The sequence below is a fragment of the Vibrio sp. 10N.222.51.C5 genome, assembly GCF_041474575.1.
In the GTDB taxonomy this organism is placed as follows: Bacteria; Pseudomonadota; Gammaproteobacteria; order Enterobacterales; family Vibrionaceae; genus Vibrio; species Vibrio crassostreae_C.
This window is the reverse complement of sequence record NZ_JBFRUJ010000031.1, coordinates 13,226-34,421: the sequence shown is the minus strand read 5'-3', so window position 1 is coordinate 34,421 and position 21,196 is coordinate 13,226. Positions and strand designations below refer to the sequence as shown.

Annotated in this window: 20 protein-coding genes; 14 read left to right on the top strand and 6 right to left on the bottom strand. The window is 45.9% G+C overall.

The features are described 5' to 3' along the window. The first annotated feature begins 212 nt into the window (after positions 1-212). From AB4558_RS10170 to fis, 9 genes are all read left to right on the top strand, one after another. The gene (locus tag AB4558_RS10170) at positions 213-2,045 is read left to right on the top strand and encodes a DUF294 nucleotidyltransferase-like domain-containing protein (protein WP_017068856.1); all 1,833 of its coding nucleotides are present in this window, start codon (positions 213-215) and stop codon (positions 2,043-2,045) included. Between the two features lie 10 nt (positions 2,046-2,055). After that, positions 2,056-2,688, top strand: a complete 633-nt coding sequence (locus AB4558_RS10165) for a 3'-5' exonuclease (RefSeq protein ID WP_017062708.1) — start codon at positions 2,056-2,058, stop codon at positions 2,686-2,688. A 218-nt stretch (positions 2,689-2,906) separates the two neighbouring features. Beyond that, positions 2,907-4,856: an acetate--CoA ligase gene (gene acs, locus AB4558_RS10160; RefSeq protein ID WP_009844693.1), complete on the top strand. Its 1,950-nt coding sequence runs from the start codon at positions 2,907-2,909 to the stop codon at positions 4,854-4,856. Between the two features lie 322 nt (positions 4,857-5,178). After that, positions 5,179-5,628, top strand: a complete 450-nt coding sequence (gene aroQ / locus AB4558_RS10155) for a type II 3-dehydroquinate dehydratase (RefSeq protein ID WP_010435475.1) — start codon at positions 5,179-5,181, stop codon at positions 5,626-5,628. A gap of 74 nt (positions 5,629-5,702) precedes the next feature. Beyond that, positions 5,703-6,155, top strand: coding sequence for an acetyl-CoA carboxylase biotin carboxyl carrier protein (gene accB, locus AB4558_RS10150; protein WP_248369331.1), 453 nt, complete (start codon positions 5,703-5,705; stop codon positions 6,153-6,155). 15 nt (positions 6,156-6,170) lie between these two features. Beyond that, complete coding sequence (gene accC / locus AB4558_RS10145; protein WP_017062706.1) at positions 6,171-7,514, top strand: acetyl-CoA carboxylase biotin carboxylase subunit; 1,344 nt, start codon at positions 6,171-6,173, stop codon at positions 7,512-7,514. A 170-nt stretch (positions 7,515-7,684) separates the two neighbouring features. Continuing rightward, positions 7,685-8,572, top strand: a complete 888-nt coding sequence (prmA, locus tag AB4558_RS10140) for a 50S ribosomal protein L11 methyltransferase (protein ID WP_017055901.1) — start codon at positions 7,685-7,687, stop codon at positions 8,570-8,572. A gap of 140 nt (positions 8,573-8,712) precedes the next feature. After that, positions 8,713-9,681 (top strand): tRNA dihydrouridine synthase DusB, encoded by a 969-nt coding sequence (gene dusB / locus AB4558_RS10135; protein ID WP_032546269.1) that lies wholly within the window; start codon positions 8,713-8,715, stop codon positions 9,679-9,681. 23 nt (positions 9,682-9,704) lie between these two features. Further along, positions 9,705-10,001 carry a DNA-binding transcriptional regulator Fis gene (gene fis, locus AB4558_RS10130; RefSeq protein WP_004729744.1) on the top strand — a complete coding sequence of 99 codons (297 nt, stop codon included), beginning with the start codon at positions 9,705-9,707 and terminating at the stop codon, positions 9,999-10,001. An 88-nt stretch (positions 10,002-10,089) separates the two neighbouring features. Here fis and zntR read toward each other — a convergent pair whose 3' ends face one another. After that, a complete protein-coding gene (zntR, locus tag AB4558_RS10125; protein ID WP_017062704.1) occupies positions 10,090-10,530 on the bottom strand; it encodes a Zn(2+)-responsive transcriptional regulator in 441 nt (146 codons plus the stop codon). Positions 10,531-10,855: 325 nt separating this feature from the next. Here zntR and purH point away from each other — a divergent pair, with 325 nt between their 5' ends. Both purH and purD read left to right on the top strand, forming a co-directional pair. Next, complete coding sequence (gene purH / locus AB4558_RS10120; RefSeq protein WP_229647409.1) at positions 10,856-12,466, top strand: bifunctional phosphoribosylaminoimidazolecarboxamide formyltransferase/IMP cyclohydrolase; 1,611 nt, start codon at positions 10,856-10,858, stop codon at positions 12,464-12,466. 214 nt (positions 12,467-12,680) lie between these two features. Continuing rightward, entirely contained in the window at positions 12,681-13,970 is a 1,290-nt protein-coding gene (gene purD / locus AB4558_RS10115) for a phosphoribosylamine--glycine ligase (RefSeq protein WP_017062702.1), read from the top strand. A gap of 183 nt (positions 13,971-14,153) precedes the next feature. Here purD and AB4558_RS10110 read toward each other — a convergent pair whose 3' ends face one another. After that, positions 14,154-14,852, bottom strand: a complete 699-nt coding sequence (locus tag AB4558_RS10110) for a DUF1481 domain-containing protein (RefSeq protein WP_372073497.1) — start codon at positions 14,850-14,852, stop codon at positions 14,154-14,156. Between the two features lie 47 nt (positions 14,853-14,899). After that, positions 14,900-15,172: a nucleoid-associated protein HU-alpha gene (gene hupA / locus AB4558_RS10105; protein ID WP_004729753.1), complete on the bottom strand. Its 273-nt coding sequence runs from the start codon at positions 15,170-15,172 to the stop codon at positions 14,900-14,902. 270 nt (positions 15,173-15,442) lie between these two features. Between hupA and AB4558_RS10100 the strand changes: the two genes are divergently transcribed. Then, the gene (locus tag AB4558_RS10100; protein WP_371724703.1) at positions 15,443-16,594 is read left to right on the top strand and encodes a CNNM domain-containing protein; all 1,152 of its coding nucleotides are present in this window, start codon (positions 15,443-15,445) and stop codon (positions 16,592-16,594) included. Between the two features lie 104 nt (positions 16,595-16,698). Here the strand turns inward: AB4558_RS10100 and AB4558_RS10095 are convergent, their stop codons facing one another. Further along, complete coding sequence (locus AB4558_RS10095; protein ID WP_017062699.1) at positions 16,699-17,286, bottom strand: YjaG family protein; 588 nt, start codon at positions 17,284-17,286, stop codon at positions 16,699-16,701. Positions 17,287-17,357: 71 nt separating this feature from the next. Here AB4558_RS10095 and AB4558_RS10090 point away from each other — a divergent pair, with 71 nt between their 5' ends. Next, positions 17,358-18,284, top strand: coding sequence for a D-2-hydroxyacid dehydrogenase (locus AB4558_RS10090; protein ID WP_136977255.1), 927 nt, complete (start codon positions 17,358-17,360; stop codon positions 18,282-18,284). After that, complete coding sequence (locus tag AB4558_RS10085) at positions 18,284-18,877, top strand: uracil-DNA glycosylase family protein (RefSeq protein WP_372073500.1); 594 nt, start codon at positions 18,284-18,286, stop codon at positions 18,875-18,877. Before AB4558_RS10090 ends, AB4558_RS10085 begins: the two co-directional genes overlap by 1 nt. Before the next feature lie 103 nt (positions 18,878-18,980). Here the strand turns inward: AB4558_RS10085 and hemE are convergent, their stop codons facing one another. Both hemE and nudC read right to left on the bottom strand, forming a co-directional pair. Then, positions 18,981-20,048, bottom strand: a complete 1,068-nt coding sequence (gene hemE, locus AB4558_RS10080; RefSeq protein ID WP_017060530.1) for a uroporphyrinogen decarboxylase — start codon at positions 20,046-20,048, stop codon at positions 18,981-18,983. Positions 20,049-20,347: 299 nt separating this feature from the next. Further along, positions 20,348-21,157, bottom strand: a complete 810-nt coding sequence (gene nudC, locus AB4558_RS10075; protein WP_122082771.1) for an NAD(+) diphosphatase — start codon at positions 21,155-21,157, stop codon at positions 20,348-20,350. Positions 21,158-21,196: the final 39 nt, after the last annotated feature.

The window sequence follows — 21,196 nt, the reverse complement described above, 5'->3', positions numbered from 1 at the left end:
GGAAAAAGGCAGCACCAATTATGCCTATCTCGCATACGATGAAAAAGGGAATTATTACTGGGATAGTATTCCCATATTCAGTGGGTCTGAATATCGCATTTCAACAAGAGATTTCACGCTCATTAATCCCCACACTCGCATTTAGACTAAAGTCGTCTGGAGCTTCGCTGGTATTTTGTCAGACTGATTAAAGACTCCCATTTCTTCTTGTGATGCTTATGCCTGACAAATTTAATATGCAGCACCCGCCCTTCGATAGCCTGTCCGACGCCGAACAGTTGAAGCTTCGCTCTTCATTAGACGTGGTGTATTACCGCTCTCAAGAAGTGATACTGGAAGCTGAAAGGCCGAGCCGACACCTGCATATTTTGATCAAAGGAGCTGTTGAAGAGCGCGCGAGCAGTGATGGTGAGATTTACGCACACTATGCCAATGACGATATTTTTGATGTCCGCAGCCAGTTTGAACCCCACACCAAACACCAATATATCGCACTCGAAGATACATTAAGTTATCTGCTGCCCACCGATATTTTTCTTGAGCTTTACCACGCCAATGGCCAATTCGCTGCCTACTTTGATAGCAACCTATCAACACGAAAAGCTTTGATAGAAGCCGCCCAGCAGCAACAGAATCTTGCCGAGTTTATATTAACCAAAGTGGATGACTCTATCTATCACCCACCACTGATACTTGAACCAAACCAACCGATCAACCAAGTCACTCAAACCCTTAAAGAACAAGGGTTAGACTCGGCCCTAGTCCATTTGGAACATGATGATCCAAAAGCTTTTGGAACATCATGTTCCTTGTCGTATGGAATCGTCACTCGAACCAATTTATTGCATGCTGTGATGCTCGATAATTTCACACTGGATGCGCCTGTCGGTGAGATCGCAACGTTTCCGGTGATGCACGTGAACCAAGGCGATTTCTTATTTAACGCCATGATTACCATGACCAGAAATCGAGTAAAAAGGTTGATGGTTTGTGATGGTAAAAATGCGGTCGGCATGGTGGATATGACACAGATCCTCAGTGCATTCTCCACACACTCCCACGTTCTTACTTTGCGTATTGCGCGCGCCACCAGCGTTGAAGAATTGGCAATGGCATCCAACAAACAACGTCAACTGGTCGAGAGCTTGCTCAGTAATGGGATTCGCACACGCTTTATCATGGAGCTGATTTCTGCGGTCAACGAACAGATCATAGAGAAGGCTTTTGAGTTGGTGATCCCACCTGCACTGCATAATCATTGCTGCCTAATCGTGTTGGGTTCCGAAGGCCGTGGGGAACAAATTCTCAAAACCGATCAAGACAACGCGCTCATAATTCAAGATGGCTTGGAGTGGCATCAATGCCAAAGTGCCATGAACGACCTCACTCATACCCTTCAACAATTGGGTTACCCACTGTGCCCGGGCAACGTGATGGTCAACAATCCGAAATGGGTGCATTCAGAGCAAGAGTGGAAACAAACCCTTACCCATTGGGTAAAAAAAGCCACGCCAGACACCGTGATGGATATCGCGATCATGGCAGATGCACACGCAGTAGCGGGGAATAGAGAGCTATTAAAACCTGTAAAGCAGCACCTCAGTGATTTGATGCTCGGACAAGAATTGATTCTGACGGAGTTCTGCCGCCCGGCGCTGAACTTCTCGGTCCCCCTCACCCTATTTGGCAATGTGAAGCAATCCAAGTCAGGGCTCGACATCAAACAAGGTGGTATTTTCCCTATCGTGCATGGTGTGAGAGCACTTTGTCTTGAGCATGGTGTCACCGTAAACAACACCTTCGAACGCATTGAGCAACTGGTCAGCAAGAAAGTGCTTGAGCAAAGTACTGCCGATAATCTCAGTGAAGCGCTCAAGCAATTCTTCAAGTGGCGCTTAGCCCAAAGGCTTTCTCAACAGCACAGCAGCAACAAAATTAACGTCAAACTGATGGAACGAGCAGACAGGGATCTGCTTCGTCATAGCCTGCACGTGGTGAAGAAATTCAAGCAATGGCTCGGCTACCACTATCAGATACGGGATTAGGCATTGAACGATGAATAGGTTGGTTCGCTATTACTGGCATCACAAGCTCAAAGGCTCCCTCTATCAGCCTCTGTTTACTGCGCCTATTGATCATGAATATGTATCGCTCGATTGTGAAACCACCAGCCTAGATCCCAATCAGGCAGAATTAGTTACCATTGCCGCGACCAAGATCATCGGTAACCGAATCATTACCAGCCAACCTTTTGAAGTCCGGTTGCGCGCCCCCCAATCGCTCGATTGCAATTCAATAAAAATCCACCGTATCCGTCATCAAGATCTAAAGCACGGCATCGAAGAAAAACAGGCTTTAATCGAGCTACTGAACTTCATTGGAAATCGTCCTTTAGTCGGCTATCACATCCGCTATGATAAAAAAATTCTCGACCGCGCCTGTTTAAAACAGCTTGGATTTCCACTGCCTAACCGATTAGTCGAAGTGAGCCAACTCTATCAAGACAAACTCGAAAGACAGCTGCCCAATGCCTATTTTGATCTCAGTATGGACGCCATCTGTCGCCAACTCGATTTACCTATCCCGGTCAATAAACATGATGCATTACAAGACGCTATCTCCGCTGCGCTGATCTTTGTGCGCCTGAAACATGGTGACCTTCCCCGTTTCAACTCTTCTTATTCTTAATTCAACCACTGGCGCTTCACATAGAGAGCAACATCTCAAAATTGAACTTAACTCGCTATTTTGTAAGTGAAAAGCAGCGTCTCATCCTAAAGTCTAATTGTGGAAATCGCCGTCCTAGCCGAGAGTGATAACACAAAGACGGTTCTGTAATAGACCTAGAAACTGAACACAAAGGAAGTTGCCAGTTCATTAGGAATGTAGGCACAAGGAGAGATGCAATGAGTGAAGCCCACGTTTATCCGGTAAAAGAAAATATTAAATCAACCACACACGCGGATAATGACACTTACCTAGCCATGTACCAGCAATCTGTTTCTGACCCTGAAGGCTTTTGGGGTGAACACGGAAAAATCGTTGATTGGATCAAACCTTTCACACAAGTAAAAAACACCTCTTTCGACCCTGGCCACATTGATATTCGCTGGTTTGAAGATGGCACGCTTAACGTTTCGGCTAACTGTATCGACCGCCACCTTGCTGAGCGCGGTGATGAAGTCGCTATCATCTGGGAAGGCGATGACCCGGCAGATGATAAAACTCTAACTTTTAATGAACTGCATAAAGAAGTGTGCCTGTTTTCGAATGCTCTAAAAGAGCAAGGCGTGCGCAAAGGTGATGTGGTTTGTTTATACATGCCAATGGTGCCAGAAGCGGCAGTAGCCATGCTGGCGTGTACCCGTATCGGTGCGGTTCACACAGTCGTATTTGGTGGTTTCTCACCAGAAGCACTGTCTGGTCGTATTATCGATTCAAATTCTAAAGTCGTTATCACTGCCGATGAAGGCGTGCGTGGCGGCCGTGCTGTTCCACTGAAAAAGAATGTCGATGAAGCACTGACGAACCCTGAAGTGAAAAACATCGAGAAGGTTGTTGTATTCAAACGCACTGGCGGTGATGTGGCATGGCACGAACATCGCGATGTGTGGTGGCACGATGCTATTGCTAATGTATCTGCAGATTGCCCACCAGAAGAGATGAACGCAGAAGATCCACTATTCATCCTTTATACGTCAGGCTCAACAGGTAAACCTAAAGGCGTTATGCACACCACAGGTGGCTACCTTGTTTATGCTGCGATGACCTTCAAATACGTATTCGATTACCAAGAAGGCGAGACTTTCTGGTGTACAGCCGATGTGGGTTGGATTACCGGTCACACATATCTTGTTTACGGACCGCTTGCTAATGGCGCAAAAACGATTCTGTTTGAAGGCGTGCCAAATTACCCGAACACCAGCCGCATGAGCGAAGTGGTCGATAAGCACCAAGTTAATATTCTTTATACGGCGCCAACGGCTATTCGTGCATTGATGGCGAAAGGCAATGAAGCCGTTGAAGGTACTTCTCGTGACAGCCTAAGAATCATGGGCTCAGTGGGTGAACCTATCAACCCAGAGGCGTGGGAGTGGTACTACAAAACAATCGGTAATGAGCAATCTCCAATTGTTGATACATGGTGGCAAACAGAAACGGGCGGTATCTTGATTGCACCGCTACCAGGCGCAACAGATCTGAAACCGGGCTCTGCAACTCGTCCATTCTTCGGTGTGCAACCGGCACTGGTTGATAACATGGGTAACATCATTGAGGGTGCAACAGACGGCAACCTAGTGATTCTTGACTCTTGGCCAGGCCAAATGCGTACCGTTCATGGCGATCATGACCGCTTCGAACAGACTTACTTCTCGACCTTTAAAGGCATGTACTTCACCAGTGACGGCGCTCGTCGTGATGAAGACGGTTACTACTGGATTACGGGGCGTGTCGATGATGTACTTAACGTATCAGGTCACCGTATGGGTACTGCTGAGATTGAATCGGCTCTAGTCGCGTTCGATAAGATTGCAGAAGCCGCGATTGTGGGCATCCCTCATGATATTAAAGGCCAAGCGATTTACGCTTACATCACGCTGAATGATGGTGAGTTCCCAACCGCAGAGCTTCATAAAGAAGTAAAAGACTGGGTACGTAAAGAGATTGGCCCAATTGCAACGCCAGATGTACTGCACTGGACCGACTCTCTACCAAAAACTCGTTCGGGTAAAATCATGCGTCGTATCCTGCGTAAAATCGCGACTGGCGATACAGGTAACCTAGGTGATACCTCGACACTGGCCGACCCAAGTGTGGTTGATAAGCTGATTGCCGAGAAAGCAGAACTGGCATAAGCAACCAGTCACAGCAGCTAATCACTGTTTAAAACAGCACTTTCTAAACCGTCACCTATGTGGCGGTTTTTTTATGGCTGATCTTGATCTCAAATATCCCGCCCCAAATTAAGGCTAAGACGCTTTTTTGTTAAGTTGGTAACAATTCCAAGCTGTATCAATAGGAGATTAGACCAGTAAATTGCTGCGATTTGCGCTGAATTAGCTATAATCTGGTTCTAATTTTTAAATTTGGGTTTTTCTCACTGGAAATTAACCGCAAATTTTCAATAAAATGGCAACATTCACGTTCGTAAACACGATAAAGGAAGATAGCCCCACGATGTCTACAAAGTTTCGCATTCTAGTTTTAAATGGCCCAAACCTTAACCTGTTAGGCCTTAGAGAGCCTGCACACTACGGTTCTCAAACACTTGACCAGATTATTAGCTCACTGACCGAGCAAGCGAAAGCACACGATGTTGAGCTATCTCACTTACAGTCAAATCGTGAGTATGAACTGATTGAAGCGATCCATAGTGCTTATCAAAATGTTGATTTTATTATTATCAACCCAGCAGCCTTTACACATACCAGTGTGGCTCTGCGTGATGCACTACTTGGCGTTGCAATCCCATTTATTGAGGTTCATCTATCGAATGTTCACGCGCGTGAACCATTCCGTCACCACTCTTACCTATCTGATAAAGCAGAAGGTGTGATTTGTGGCTTAGGTGCCCAAGGTTATCAATTTGCTTTGACCGCTGCGCTCAGCAAGCTCAACTCAAAGTAAATATAAACAACGAACTATTACTAACCTACTCAGTCATAGAGTAAGTTCAATTAACAGATAAAGAGAAAGAAACAATGGATATTCGCAAAATCAAAAAGCTAATCGAATTGGTTGAAGAGTCTGGTATTTCTGAGCTAGAAATCTCTGAAGGTGAAGAGTCAGTACGAATCAGTCGTAACAGCACTGCACCTGTAGCACCTGTTCAATATGCAGCTGCTCCAGCACCTGTAGCGGCAGCAGCTCCTGCGGCGGTACCTGTAGCAGCAGAAGCAGCGGCTCCTGCAGTTCCAGCTGGTCACCAAGTTCTTTCTCCAATGGTTGGTACTTTCTACGGCGCTCCAAGCCCAGACGCAAAACCATTCGTTAAAGTTGGTCAATCTGTAACGGCTGGCGAAACGCTATGTATCGTTGAAGCAATGAAAATGATGAACCAAATCGAAGCTGATAAATCTGGTGTTGTAACAGCTATCCTAGTTGAAGACGGTCAACCAGTAGAATTCGACCAAGCTCTAGTAATTATCGAATAATAGAGAGCACTCATTATGTTAGATAAATTAGTAATCGCGAACCGTGGTGAGATTGCACTACGTATTCTGCGTGCATGTAAAGAGCTTGGCATTAAAACGGTAGCGGTTCACTCAACTGCTGACCGTGACCTTAAGCACGTACTGCTTGCAGACGAAACCATTTGTATCGGTCCAGCTCGTGGTATCGATAGCTACCTAAACATCCCTCGTATCATCAGCGCAGCTGAAGTTACAGGTGCAGTAGCTGTTCACCCTGGCTACGGCTTCCTATCTGAAAATGCAGACTTCGCAGAACAGGTAGAGCGCAGTGGCTTTATCTTTGTTGGTCCTAAAGCTGAAACTATTCGCATGATGGGTGACAAAGTGTCAGCTATCACGTCAATGAAAAAAGCTGGCGTACCTTGTGTACCAGGTTCTGACGGCCCTCTTGACGACGACGAAGCAAAAAACAAAGCGCACGCTAAGCGCATTGGCTTCCCAGTTATCATCAAGGCATCTGGCGGCGGCGGCGGTCGTGGTATGCGTGTTGTTCGTTCTGAAGCAGAGCTAACAGAAGCTATCGCGATGACTCGTGCTGAAGCAAAAGCATGTTTCAACAACGACATGGTTTACATGGAGAAATTCCTAGAAAACCCACGTCACATTGAAGTACAAGTGCTTGCAGATGGCCAAGGTAATGCTATCCACCTAGGTGAGCGTGACTGTTCAATGCAACGTCGTCACCAGAAAGTTGTGGAAGAAGCGCCAGCTCCAGGTATCACTGAAGAGATGCGTAAGTACATTGGCGAACGTTGTACTCGTGCATGTATTGAGATCGGTTACCGCGGTGCAGGTACATTTGAATTCCTATACGAGAACGGTGAATTCTACTTCATCGAAATGAACACTCGTATCCAGGTTGAACACACGATTACTGAAATGGTAACGGGTATCGACCTAGTGAAAGAACAGCTACGTATTGCAGCTGGTCAGCCTCTATCATTCACTCAGGATGACATTAAGCTGCGTGGCCACTCAATCGAATGTCGTATCAATGCTGAAGATCCAGTTCGTTTCCTACCTTCACCAGGTAAGATTGAACGTTTCCACGCACCAGGCGGCATGGGCGTACGTTGGGAATCTCACATCTACACGGGTTACACAGTGCCACCACACTACGATTCAATGATTGGTAAGCTGATCACTTACGGTGAGAACCGTGATGTTGCTATCGCTCGTATGAAGAACGCATTGGGTGAAATGATTGTTGAAGGTATTAACGTTAATACTGAGCTTCAACTGTCTATTATGAACGACGAAAACTTCCAACACGGTGGTGCAAACATCCACTACCTTGAGAAGAAACTTGGTTTGTCATAATCCGTTCGTTTAAGAACAGTCAAAATGCTCACTTCGGTGAGCATTTTTGTTTTTGAACCGCCGAAAAAATCAATCTTTAATCCCCATTATATTCCGTGGGGTTTTGGTGAATTTGCTCATATTTTCTGCTAGACTCGCCATCCAATTTTTCTCATATAGAAGATGCAGCCATGCCTTGGATTCAAATCAAGCTTAATGCTACCAATGAAAATGCCGAACAAATCGGCGACATGTTAATGGAAGAGACTGGTGCTCTTTCTGTAACTTTCCTGGATGCACAAGATACCCCTGTATTTGAGCCTCTGCCAGGCGAAACTCGCCTTTGGGGTGATACTGACATTCTCGCGCTTTACGACGCTGAGACTGATACTGGTGTCGTTCTAGCGCAGATTAAAGCAAGCAACATGTTCCCTGCAGACTTTGCTCATAAAGTAGAGCAAATTGAAGACAAGGATTGGGAGCGTGAATGGATGGACAACTTCCACCCAATGAAGTTTGGTGAGCGTTTATGGATCTGCCCTAGCTGGCGCGATATCCCTGAACCTGACGCTGTTAACGTAATGCTAGACCCTGGCCTTGCATTTGGTACAGGTACTCACCCGACAACGGCATTGTGTCTTGAGTGGCTTGAAGGCTTAGACCTTGCAGGCAAAACCGTGATCGACTTCGGTTGTGGCTCAGGCATCCTAGCGATCGCTGCGATCAAACTAGGCGCAGCAAAAGTTATCGGGATCGACATTGATCCTCAAGCTCTGCTTGCATCAAAAGACAACGCACAACGCAATGGCGTTGCTGAGCAACTAGAGGTGTTCTTGCCACAAGATCAACCGGAAGGTTTGCTAGCAGACGTTGTTGTTGCCAACATTCTTGCGGGTCCATTACGCGACCTTTCTGGCATCATCAAGGGCCTAGTTAAGCCAAATGGTGTACTTGCGATGTCGGGTGTTTTAGATACACAAGCAGAAGATGTTGCCACTTATTATCGTGATGAGCTTCACATTGATCCGATCATCGAACAACAAGAATGGTGTCGAATCTCAGGTCGCAAGCAAGGCTAGACAAGACTTTGGGCGCTAATTGACTGAAATTTAAACAAATTACAAAAACAAATTGTAAATGCTCAAATATTAGTCTTTTCACGCAGCGAAAAAATGCGTAAAATGCGCGCCCTTGCTGGTACAGAACTGTGATGACATTTTTGAAAATCGGAAATTATCAACTTAAGAACAATCTAATCGTCGCTCCTATGGCTGGCGTAACGGATAGACCATTCCGTGAGTTGTGTCTTCGCTACGGTGCGGGGATGGCAGTCAGTGAAATGATGTCCTCCAATCCGAAAGTTTGGAAAACGTCAAAGTCTCAGCAGCGTATGGTACATGAAGGCGAATCGGGCATTCGTTCAGTACAAATCGCTGGTGCAGATCCACAGCTTATGGCCGAGGCTGCTCAATTTAATGTCGATAACGGTGCGCAAATCATCGATATCAACATGGGTTGTCCAGCCAAAAAAGTGAATAAGAAGCTTGCGGGCTCAGCCTTACTGCAGCATCCAGAACTCATTGAAGACATTCTGAAAGCGGTGGTAAATGCTGTCGACGTTCCAGTAACGTTGAAAACGCGCACAGGCTGGGATACAGACAATAGAAACTGTGTCCAAATCGCGAAAATAGCCGAAGACTGCGGCATACAAGCTCTTGCGCTCCATGGAAGAACTCGCGCTTGTATGTACAAAGGTGAGGCAGAATACAAACACATTAAAGCAGCGAAACAAGCAGTATCTATTCCGGTTATCGCTAACGGTGATATCGATAGTCCGGAAAAAGCGAAGTTTGTGCTGGAGTACACCGGCGCTGATGCTTTAATGATAGGTCGACCTGCCCAAGGACGTCCTTGGATTTTTAACGAAATCCTACACTATTTGGAAAACGGCACCACGATGGACCCACTCCCGATTTCGGAAGTGAAAGACATCATGCTTGGTCATGTGCACGCTCTACATGAATTTTATGGAGAGTTTTTAGGCCCTCGCATCGCTCGTAAGCATGTGGGTTGGTATCTAAAAGAACATGAACAAGCGAGTGAGTTTCGCCGTACCTTCAACGCATTCGAAGCAGGTGATCTGCAGCTTGAAGCGCTAGAAGGTTTTTTTGATAACGTTGCACCATAATTACGAGAAGAGCTAGACCGAATATGTTCGAACAAAATCTGACTTCAGAAGCATTGACAGTAACTACAGTTACATCACAAGACCAAATCACGCAGAAGCCACTACGTGACTCAGTTAAAGCATCATTGAAAAATTACCTTGCTCAATTAAACGGTCAAGAAGTCAGCGAGTTATACGAATTAGTATTAGCTGAAGTTGAACAGCCACTACTAGACACTATCATGCAGTACACTCGCGGTAACCAAACTCGCGCAGCAACCATGATGGGTATTAACCGCGGTACTCTTCGCAAGAAACTTAAAAAATACGGCATGAACTAATCGTTCTTTCGTAATTTATTGAATTGAAAGCCAAGCTCATTGTTGAGTTTGGCTTTTTTTTGGCTTGTCGATCCGTGATAGTCGCTGATTACTCTCCAGTGCGACAGCAGCGACCTTTGTCGACGTTTGCTGAGTCCAAGGCTGCTAGAATCGAACAATGGCTTGCATCATCGTCTACGTGACCACAACACGCATCATTAATCTTTTTAAGTGCGGTGCGAATCTTAGTTAACTCGGTAATCTTCTCATCAATCATCTCTAGCTTTGCTGAGGTAATCGACTTCACTTCAGCGCAACTGTGCTGTGTGGCCTCGAGGCGAATCTCAAGCAATTCTTTAATCTCGTCCAAACTCAGCCCCAACGCTTTAGATTTGAGAATAAACGTCACCTGTTTCTGGTTATTTTCATCATATAGGCGATAACCCGAGTCACTGCGACTGGCTGGCGCGATCAGGTTATTCTTCTCATAAAATCGCAAGGTATCGGCTGTCACACCGCATCGCTTCGCTAATTCACCGATCTGAAACATGTTTTTTCCTACTGTTTCGTCCATTCCACAATTAACCTTATCGTTACTTTTCAGGCTGAAATGGCACTTTTCATAATTAATTTTGAGATGCCAAACGATTGCGCGAGCTTTTTTGTAATAAATTAGTTAGAATCTGCGCCATCAAATTTGGAGTTGGTTATTTTATAGCTTAATCATAAGACTAACCCAAAAGGTCTTTACCAAAACTGGCCAATATTTTATCTCTTACTGGTATCTAAGATAATCCACGCTAAGAAGATAGAAACAAGTTCTTTTTTGGCAAATATCTTTATTTTAACCCCATGAATTTGAGGAAGATGGAAGCATGAATAACGCTCGTCCAATTCGCCGCGCTCTAATCAGCGTATCAGACAAAACTGGTATCGTTGAATTTGCACAAGCTCTTGCTAACCGTGGTGTAGATATCCTATCTACCGGTGGCACTGCTCGCCTGCTTGCTGAAAAAGGCATCTCTGTTACAGAAGTATCTGACTACACTGGTTTCCCAGAAATGATGGATGGCCGTGTTAAGACTCTGCACCCAAAAGTTCATGGTGGTGTTCTAGGCCGTCGTGGCCAAGATGATGACGTGATGGAAACTCACGGTATCAACCCTATCGATATGGTTGTTGTAAACCTATACCCATTCGCAGAAACCGTTGCTAAAGAAGGTTGTACCCTTGCTGATGCTGTTGAGAACATCGACATCGGCGGCCCTACAATGGTTCGCTCTGCAGCGAAAAACCACAAAGACGTAACGATCGTTGTTAACGCACACGACTACGAGCGCGTTGTCGCTGAAATGGACACGAACGATAAATCTCTAACACTAGAGACTCGCTTCGACCTCGCTATCGCAGCATTCGAGCACACCGCTTCTTACGACGGCATGATCGCAAACTACTTCGGCACTATGGTTCCATCTTACGGTGCCTCTCTACTTGATGAAGAAGGAAAGAAGGCTGACGAAGAGTCTAAATTCCCTCGCACGTTCAACCAACAGTTCGAGAAAAAGCAAGACATGCGCTACGGTGAGAACAGCCACCAGGCAGCCGCATTCTACGTTGAAGCAAACCCTGAAGAAGCATCAGTTTCTACAGCTCGCCAGATTCAAGGTAAAGCCCTTTCTTACAACAACATCGCTGACACCGACGCAGCACTTGAGTGTGTGAAAGAGTTCGACCAGCCAGCATGTGTGATCGTTAAGCACGCTAACCCATGTGGTGTTGCACTAGGTGAAGACATCCTAGAAGCTTACGACCGTGCATTCAAAACAGACCCAACTTCTGCATTTGGCGGCATCATCGCTTTCAACCGTGAGCTAGACGCTGCAACAGCAACGGCTATCACTGAGCGTCAATTCGTTGAAGTTATCATTGCACCATCAGTTTCTGCTGAAGCAGTAGCAATCGTAGCGGCTAAGAAAAACCTTCGCCTACTTGAGTGTGGTGAGTGGACAACGAAGACAACTGGCTTTGACGTTAAACGCGTTAACGGTGGTTTGCTAGTTCAAGACCGCGACCAAGGCATGGTGTCTGAAGATGACCTTAAAGTGGTTTCTAAGCGCCAACCTACAGCTGAAGAATTGAAAGATGCTCTATTCTGCTGGAAAGTAGCGAAATACGTTAAATCTAACGCTATCGTTTACTCGAAAGGCGACATGACAATTGGTGTTGGCGCTGGCCAAATGAGCCGCGTTTACTCTGCGAAAATCGCAGGCATCAAAGCTGCAGACGAAGGTCTACAGGTTGAAGGCTGTGTGATGGCATCAGATGCATTCTTCCCATTCCGTGACGGTATCGACGCGGCTGCAGAGGCTGGCATCAAGTGTGTTATCCAACCGGGCGGCTCTATGCGTGATGACGAAGTTATCGCAGCAGCAGACGAACACGGCATGGCGATGATCTTTACGGGCATGCGTCACTTCCGCCACTAATCAGAATAGGCTCTAGGTTTTCCTAGAGCCTTTTTTATTCGTTTAACCGTTCATTAATGTTGGCGTTTTACTCATCAACGTTAATAGAAATTTTAATTTTTAGAGCAAAATCAGATTGCCTAGTTCAAGGAAAACACGCGGAGCTTATGACTATAAGTGAGCATGTTTGACGCCGAAATAGGTAATCTGATGAAGCTATCAAAGGTAAAATAAAATGAATGTATTAATTATTGGTGCCGGCGGTCGTGAGCATGCACTAGGTTGGAAAGCAGCACAAAACCCAAACGTTGAAACAGTATTCATCGCTCCAGGTAACGCAGGTACTGCACTTGAGCCAAAACTAGAGAACGTAAACATCGGCGTTGAAGACATCGCTGGTTTAGTCGCGTTTGCTCAAGATAAAAAAATCGAACTGACTATCGTGGGCCCTGAAGCACCATTGGTTATCGGTGTGGTTGATGCATTCCGCGAAGTAGGTTTGCCAATCTTCGGCCCTACTCAAGCTGCAGCACAGCTTGAAGGCTCTAAAGCATTCACTAAAGACTTCCTAGCTCGTCATGATATCCCAACAGGTTACTACTCAAACTTCACTGAGATTGAGCCAGCTATCGCTTACGTTCGCGAGCAAGGCGCTCCTATCGTAGTGAAAGCTGACGGTCTTGCGGCAGGTAAAGGCGTTATCGTTGCGATGACCCTTGAAGAAGCAGAAGACGCAATCAAAGACATGCTAGCGGGCAACGCCTTTGGCGAAGCAGGCAGCCGCGTTGTTATCGAAGAGTTCCTCGAAGGCGAAGAAGCAAGCTTCATCGTAATGGTTGACGGCTCTAGCGTGCTTCCTATGGCCACCAGCCAAGATCACAAACGTGTTGGCGACAAAGACACTGGGCCGAACACGGGCGGCATGGGTGCTTACTCTCCTGCGCCGGTTGTAACTCCAGAAATCCACAACCGTATCCTTGAGGAAGTTATCTACCCAACGGTACGTGGTATGGACGCAGAAGGCGCACCTTACACAGGTTTCCTTTACGCTGGCCTAATGATCGATGCTGACGGCACACCTAAAGTTATCGAATACAACTGCCGCTTTGGCGACCCTGAAACGCAACCTATCATGATGCGTATGGAGTCAGACCTTGTTGAACTTTGCCTAATGGCTATCGACGAGAAGCTCGACGAAGCAGAATCGAAGTGGGATCCACGCGCTTCTATCGGTGTTGTTCTTGCGGCTGGCGGTTACCCTGCTGACTACGCAAAAGGTGACGTTATTTCACTACCAACAAGCGAAGTTGAAGGCCAAAAGGTTTTCCACGCGGGTACGACAAATAATGAAGCTGGCGACGTTGTGACAAACGGCGGTCGTGTACTTTGTGCAACAGCACTGGGCAATACGGTTTCTGAGGCTCAAGAGCGCGCTTACGCGTTGACGAAGCAAGTTAGCTGGAATGGTATGTTCCACCGCAATGATATTGGTTACCGTGCGATTGCGCGCGAACAAGAGCAGTAAACAATCTTGTTGCTCGCTTACTTTCCAATAACAGTAAGCAAATGACAGCAAGTGAATAACAGAAAAAGGCGCCTCAATAGGCGCCTTTTTTATTACTCAATCTTTCTAGGAATCCGCGTCTGTACAAACAAATCAGCACTTGGCCTACAGTAGGCCAAATACTCTCAATCCTTTGATTACTCGCTATTCTTTCAACAATGATGGCCTAACGACACAATCATGGCTGTCTTCAGCCAGCATCAGTAACTCTTCCACGCTCATCTTACCGAGTAAGTCACTGCCAAGAAACGCCGCATAGCTTTCCACAGACGCCAATCGGTCAATCACGAAGCCTGGCAAGGTCTGGTTAAATTCAATGCGATCAAACTCACCACCAGCGCACGTTTTAAAAGATCTGCCATTCCAGTAACCCTGAATCAGCCTAAGCCCTCCATCATGCTGCTTCGTTGTGGTCTCTAGAACCGACGTCGCTTCTTTCTGATAGTTTTCAAGCTGCTTGGCTTGGATAGGTAAGATTTTGCTATCAATACGATACTGTTGATACACAGCTTCGCCTGACTTATTGAAACGCACATGGACTCGATAGGGAACCAGCTCATTAGAAGAGTTACGCTGCTCGCCTTCACGAATGAATTCACGAAGCACGCCTTCTGACCAAGCATAATCAGTTTGGTACCAGCCGTAATCGCCGACAGTGACGTAGTCAGCTGAAGTATGAGGTTGTGTTAGCTTGTTTGTAACCCAGTAGAAACTCGTCGCGTCGCCCATGACTTGGCCGCCAGTGTGAGTTTCAAATTGCTCTAGGTTTTTGCGAGGGCTTGTTGAAGAACAGCCAATAAGAAATGTAGATAATAGTGAAACGAGAAGAAATGCTTTTTTCATAAAAACCTGTACCGAGGTGGAATACGACTACCTCGGTACAGTTTAGATTATTTCACTGAATCTTTCAGCGCTTTACCTGCAACAAATGCTGGAACATTTGCAGCAGCGATTTGGATCTCATCACCAGTTTTTGGGTTACGACCAGTGCGAGCTGCACGGTGGTTTACTTTAAAAGTACCAAAACCAATTAGCTGAACTTGATCGCCATCTTTAAGAGCATCTGTAACACCGCCAAGAGTCGCTTCTAGAGCAGCTTTAGCTTGTGCTTTAGAAAGGTCCGCTTTTTCAGCAATAAAGTCGATTAATTGAGTCTTGTTCATTTTAGGTTTCCCTTCTTTGTATTTTTGAATTCAATTCACTCTAAAACATAAATGCCCCATCTGGCAAAGGTTTGTCGTCGATCTTTAGCTCTAATGCCGTAGTTTTAGCCATAATATGAGTAATAACTCACAATTTGTTACTGATTTTATTAAGCAAGCCCTTGTTTAAAAGGGGCTGAGAGCAAAATTAATGATGACCTAGCCACTACTTTTTCACTATAATCCACGCTGAATCGCTGCTAAAGCGTACAATTTAATTTAAGGGCAAACATGCTGCTGCTATCTATTTACGTCTCCATTGCTATTGGAGTTTCTTTCATTTGTTCTGTTTTGGAAGCTGTACTTTTGAGTATTAGTCCGAGCTACATTGCTCAACTAAAACAAAATGGGCACCCTGCAGCAGAGTCTTTAGACAAACTGAAAACAGATATTGACCGCCCGCTTGCGTCAATTTTAACGCTCAACACCATCGCCCATACTATCGGTGCTGCGACAGCAGGTGCACAAGCGGCTGTCGTTTTTGGTAGCCAATGGTTAGGTGTCTTCTCTGCCGTGCTAACGCTAGGTATCTTGGTATTATCTGAGATTGTTCCAAAAACCATTGGTGCAACCTACTGGCGTCAACTTGCCCCTGCTTCGGCAAGCGTGCTGCGCTGGATGGTGTTCTTCCTAACACCGTTTGTCTGGTTCTCAGAACAGATCACCAAACGTCTTGCTCGTGGCCACCAAGCACCAAAAATGCGTGATGAGCTATCTGCAATGGCGATTTTGGCAAAAGAGAGCGGCGAGTTTGCAGAAGGCGAATCAAAAATCCTGAGCAACCTACTGGGTATTCAAGATGTACCCGTGACTCAAATAATGACGCCGCGTCCAGTGGTATTCCGTGTTGATGCGGAAATGAGTGTCAATACCTTCCTAGAACAACATAAAGACACGCCATTCTCACGCCCGCTGGTTTACAGCGAGCAGAGTGACAACATCATCGGTTTTGTTCACCGCTTAGAGCTGTTTAGATTGCAGCAAGCCGGTTGTGGTGAGAAAGCTCTGGGTGAAGTAATGCGCCCTATCCACGTGTTGCTGAACAACATGGGCTTGGCTAAAGCCTTTGACCAGATGATGGCAAACCGCCTGCAACTGTCTTTAGTTGTGGACGAATACGGCACTATTCAGGGCATCATCACCCTAGAAGACATCTTTGAGCACCTAGTGGGCGAAGAGATTGTCGACGAAGCGGATAAGACGACTGACATGCAAGAACTGGCGTTCCAACGCTGGGAGAAGTGGAAAGAGACACACGGTGTTATCGAAAACCGCGATGACGAGGACGAGGAAGAAACTCCAGCAGACAACGACTCTTCAGATGCAAAATCAACGAATGACGACGACGCATCAAAAGATAAGGCATCAAAAGACAAAGTGTAGAACGAAGACAAAAAAGACGCTTAATCTCAATTTGATACCGTCAGATACAACAAAGGCTCCCTAGGGAGCCTTTGTTTTTATTCGTACCTTGGTGCAATTGCGAATTATAGCGCAACACCAATGTTACTGACTGGGTCTTCACGCAGTTCGTGGCGTAGGTCTTTGATCAACTCTAAGTCACGCTCAGTCGTTTCACGTAAAGGTCGGAAAATGGCCCACTGAACGTCCCACTCTTCACATACCGCTTCGTTTTCTTTCTGGTTTTCGTTCGTCACTTCTTCAGCGCCTTGAGCAAACTCAAGCTCAGCAACCGTCTTCACCGATTGTTGACTCACTTTAATTACCGCTTCCAACATATGTTCACGGTCAAGCAGACCATGAATTAGCGTTGCTAGGCCTTGGCATGCGTCCATTGCTGGGTAAACACCATAAAAATCAAAATCATCACCGCTAGGGAATAGCTCTTCAACCTTCTCAAGTTGACGCTCAAAGTTCACCTTTGCTGTTTTAACCGTCAGGATTTCCCAAATGCTATCCAAAACATCACGATAGATTCGAGCTTCCGCAAATTCTGTATTCTCACAAAACATGGCATAGTTAGGGTACATACGCTCACATAGACACGCCATAAAGGTAATTTGTTGCCAAGGTTCTAACTTTTCAAGACGAACCTGCAGTGGATTCTGAAGCATAGTCACTCAATAATTGCAGAAAAAGACAGCGAAAGTGTACTTGATAAACCCTGGGGGGAAAAGGTAAGCCGATGAACAATTTTACGAATAAGCTCTATATTCTTACTGAGCATGACGATACCTATACGCAACTGATTCTAAACCAGGATTTACCCGACCTAGAAATCACTCAAAACCCCGAATCAGCACAGATTGTCTTGGCGTCACCACCTCTAATCGCAGAACGCCTCGGCGAGTTTAAAGAGCTAGACTGGGTACAGAGTACCTATGCCGGAATCAATAAACTCACTCAGCCAGATCTGCGTCAGGACTATACGCTAACCAACGTCAAAGGCATCTTTGGTCCGGCTATCGCAGAATACGTATTGGGTTACACAATCAGTCACTGTAGACACTTCCCTCATTACCACCAGCATCAACAACAACGAAACTGGCAGCCACAGCTTTATACTAGCCTAACTGACAAAACTATGGTGATTTTAGGAACAGGTTCAATCGGCAGTCATTTGGCAAAAACCGCGGCGGCTTTTGGTATTCATACCATAGGTGTCAACCGTACCGGCATCCCATCCAAACAAGAAACCTTTAAAGAGACTTTCCACATCAATGAGATAGAGGCTGCCCTTAAGCAGGCCGATATTGTGGTCAACACCTTGCCATCAACCGCTGAAACCTATCAGCTGTTGAACCAAACCACGTTAGGTTACTGCTCTAATGTGTTGCTGTTTAATGTCGGTCGAGGGGAAAGCATCGACAATAAAGCCTTGTTGCTCGCCATAAAAAACAGATGGGTAGAACACGCATTTTTAGATGTGTTTGAAAGTGAACCCCTCTCTCAGGAACACCCTTTCTGGAAACTACCGCAAGTCACCATCACTCCACACATCGCTGCACTCAGTGAGCCAAGACAAGTAGTCGAGATCTTCGCAGAGAATTACAAACAGTGGCGAGATGGCTTTACACTTAATCATGTCATCGATTTTGAAAAAGGTTACTGATGTCCTCTTCGTTACTTAAAGAGATTCGACAATGCCGAGCTTGTAAGCCTCACCTATCACACGGTGCCAACCCGGTGATTCAAGCGCATCCAAACGCGCGCTTGCTGATCATAGGTCAAGCGCCGGGTATCAAGGTGCATGAGTCGTCGATCCCTTGGAATGACGCCAGTGGCGAACGATTAAGAGGATGGTTAGGGATAGATAGCGATACTTTTTACGACGAGCAAAAAGTCGCGATTGTGCCTATGGGGTTTTGTTATCCGGGGAAAGGGAAAAGTGGCGATCTCCCACCACGCAAAGAGTGCGCGGGGCTTTGGCACAACAAAGTGCTGCAATCTCTACCCAATATTCAAATGACACTGCTGATTGGCCAGTACGCACAAAACCATTACCTAACAAACAAAACCACCAGCACATTGACCGAAACCGTGCGTGATTGGCAAAGGTGGGCGCCTGAGTTTTTGCCATTACCCCACCCTTCGCCACGCAATAATATCTGGCTCAAGAAGAACCCTTGGTTTGAAAGTGAAGTCATTCCTTATATCAGGAAACACATCTCTGAGCATTTGGCCTACCATAATCCAAATGCCTGATTAACTGCACACAATAAGATTAAACCGCCATCAAATGCCAATTTCAGACAATAAAAAAGCGCTGTTGGTTTCCCAACAGCGCTTTCAATAATCTTACTCAGAATTACTTGTGGTAAGGCTTAGACAATTCGTGAACAGCGTCAACGAATACACCAGCATTCTCTGGCGGTACATCTAAGTGGATACCGTGGCCTAGGTTAAATACATGACCTGTACCACCGTCGCCGAAGCCTTCAAGGATGCTGCCCACTTCTTCGCGAATACGTTCAGGCTGAGCGTAAAGCATTGAAGGATCCATGTTACCTTGCAGAGCAACTTTGTCGCCGATGCGAGCTTTTGCATCTGCGATGTTGATTGTCCAGTCTAGACCAACCGCATCACAACCTGTTGCTGCGATAGACTCAAGCCACATGCCACCGTTCTTAGTGAACAGAGTAACCGGTACTCGACGACCTTCGTTTTCACGGATTAGGCCATCAACGATTTTGTGCATGTATTGCAGTGAGAATAGGTTGTAGTCACGAGGAGTCAGTACACCACCCCATGTATCAAATACCATTACCGATTGAGCACCCGCTTTAATTTGCGCGTTCAGGTATTCGATAACACTGTCAGCCAGCTTATCTAGAAGCAGGTGCAGCGTTTGTGGTTCTGCGTACATCATCTTCTTGATCTTAGTGAATGCTTTAGAGCTTCCACCTTCAACCATGTATGTCGCTAGAGTCCATGGGCTACCAGAGAAACCAATCAGTGGCACTTCGCCTTTCAGGTCTTTACGGATCTGACGAACGGCATTCATTACGTATTGAAGCTCGCCTTCTGGATCAGGTAGGCCAATCTTCTCTACGTCAGCTTTACACGTGATAGGACGCTCAAACTTAGGACCTTCACCTGTTTCAAAGTACAAACCTAAGCCCATTGCATCAGGGATAGTTAGGATGTCTGAGAACAAGATTGCCGCATCAAGCGGGAAACGACGTAAAGGTTGAAGTGTTACTTCTGATGCCAGTTCCGCGTTTTTGCACAAAGACATGAAATCGCCCGCTTCAGCGCGCGTTGCTTTGTATTCAGGAAGATAGCGGCCAGCTTGGCGCATCATCCATACCGGTGTGTAATCAACAGGCTGTTTTAAAAGTGCGCGTAAATAGCGATCGTTTTTTAATTCGGTCATTCCGTTAAATTCCAATTCAATCTTGTCTAGTTTTGATGGCAAGTATTCTAACACTGATTGAAGGGTAAAAGCTGTGTGCTTTGCAACCTAGATCAAGTTATTAACTTTTAAATCAATGCTTAATTTGCACCCAATTACGGGAGCATGTTAAAAATTTGTTCGCTAGCGAAAATTACAATTATAACATCTGAGTAGTCACTACTCAGCATCTCATAACGACATCTTACTTACCCCCTCCACTTGTGGAGGGTTTTTTTTAGCTTTTGACCACCCATAGGCCAAATACTATCACAGGCAGATTAGTGCTCTAGCATCGGCTCCGTCACACCATCTTTCATCACGTCATCAACTGTTTTCTCAATCAACTGTCTCGCAATGGTTCCAACAGGAGCAACATCAGGTAGGCTTGTTACGTCAAACCATTGAGCATCCGATAGCTCGCTGTAGTCAGGCTTGAGCGTACCACCAGCATAATCTGCGAGAAAGCCCATCATCATACTCGATGGAAACGCCCATGGTTGGCTGCCAAAATAACGAATATTATCGACATCGATACCCGTTTCTTCTTTGACTTCTCTTGCCACACACTGCTCTAAGGTCTCTCCGACCTCTAGGAAGCCCGCTATCACGGTATACATACCTGTCTTATGTCTTGGGTGCTGCGCAAGCAATATCTTGTTGTCGTTTCGTACAGCGACAATGATGCACGGGAAGATACGAGGATAATGAAGTGTGCGGCAATCTCCACACTGCATCGCCACCTGGTTATGGTTGAGATGATTTCGACCACCACACTGAGGGCAAAAACGCATACTTTGAGTCATATGCCCATATTGGATGGCTTTGCTTGCAGTCAAGAAACTCACTTCAGGCCAGTGCAGTAACTCTCTTAGGCTGACCATGCTCAGCTCATTCTCCACATCACAATCGTTGAGCCAATACACCTTGCGACCTTGATGCTGACCAATACAGATTGCATGCTCCACACTCAGCCCAAGCTCTTCAGCAGAGCCAAACGGAAACTGATCATTATTAACCCAAATATCACTACCAGAAACGACGCACCAATAAGCTTGCTCTGTCATTTTGTTATCACTTTTTTTTAACATCCCTATGCCTCATTGCTTGCAGTTCGTTCATTTTACTGG

What these genes read in the sequence shown, in the direction of transcription:
- AB4558_RS10170 (WP_017068856.1), top strand. Translation starts at nt 213, where the DNA reads ATGCTTATGCCTGACAAATTTAATATGCAGCACCCGCCCTTCGATAGC.
- AB4558_RS10165 (WP_017062708.1), top strand. Translation starts at nt 2,056, where the DNA reads ATGAATAGGTTGGTTCGCTATTACTGGCATCACAAGCTCAAAGGCTCC.
- acs (WP_009844693.1), top strand. Translation starts at nt 2,907, where the DNA reads ATGAGTGAAGCCCACGTTTATCCGGTAAAAGAAAATATTAAATCAACC.
- aroQ (WP_010435475.1), top strand. Translation starts at nt 5,179, where the DNA reads ATGTCTACAAAGTTTCGCATTCTAGTTTTAAATGGCCCAAACCTTAAC.
- accB (WP_248369331.1), top strand. Translation starts at nt 5,703, where the DNA reads ATGGATATTCGCAAAATCAAAAAGCTAATCGAATTGGTTGAAGAGTCT.
- accC (WP_017062706.1), top strand. Translation starts at nt 6,171, where the DNA reads ATGTTAGATAAATTAGTAATCGCGAACCGTGGTGAGATTGCACTACGT.
- prmA (WP_017055901.1), top strand. Translation starts at nt 7,685, where the DNA reads ATGCCTTGGATTCAAATCAAGCTTAATGCTACCAATGAAAATGCCGAA.
- fis (WP_004729744.1), top strand. Translation starts at nt 9,705, where the DNA reads ATGTTCGAACAAAATCTGACTTCAGAAGCATTGACAGTAACTACAGTT.
- zntR (WP_017062704.1), bottom strand. Translation starts at nt 10,530, where the DNA reads ATGTTTCAGATCGGTGAATTAGCGAAGCGATGCGGTGTGACAGCCGAT.
- purH (WP_229647409.1), top strand. Translation starts at nt 10,856, where the DNA reads ATGAATAACGCTCGTCCAATTCGCCGCGCTCTAATCAGCGTATCAGAC.
- purD (WP_017062702.1), top strand. Translation starts at nt 12,681, where the DNA reads ATGAATGTATTAATTATTGGTGCCGGCGGTCGTGAGCATGCACTAGGT.
- AB4558_RS10110 (WP_372073497.1), bottom strand. Translation starts at nt 14,852, where the DNA reads ATGAAAAAAGCATTTCTTCTCGTTTCACTATTATCTACATTTCTTATT.
- hupA (WP_004729753.1), bottom strand. Translation starts at nt 15,172, where the DNA reads ATGAACAAGACTCAATTAATCGACTTTATTGCTGAAAAAGCGGACCTT.
- AB4558_RS10100 (WP_371724703.1), top strand. Translation starts at nt 15,443, where the DNA reads ATGCTGCTGCTATCTATTTACGTCTCCATTGCTATTGGAGTTTCTTTC.
- AB4558_RS10095 (WP_017062699.1), bottom strand. Translation starts at nt 17,286, where the DNA reads ATGCTTCAGAATCCACTGCAGGTTCGTCTTGAAAAGTTAGAACCTTGG.
- AB4558_RS10090 (WP_136977255.1), top strand. Translation starts at nt 17,358, where the DNA reads ATGAACAATTTTACGAATAAGCTCTATATTCTTACTGAGCATGACGAT.
- AB4558_RS10085 (WP_372073500.1), top strand. Translation starts at nt 18,284, where the DNA reads ATGTCCTCTTCGTTACTTAAAGAGATTCGACAATGCCGAGCTTGTAAG.
- hemE (WP_017060530.1), bottom strand. Translation starts at nt 20,048, where the DNA reads ATGACCGAATTAAAAAACGATCGCTATTTACGCGCACTTTTAAAACAG.
- nudC (WP_122082771.1), bottom strand. Translation starts at nt 21,157, where the DNA reads ATGTTAAAAAAAAGTGATAACAAAATGACAGAGCAAGCTTATTGGTGC.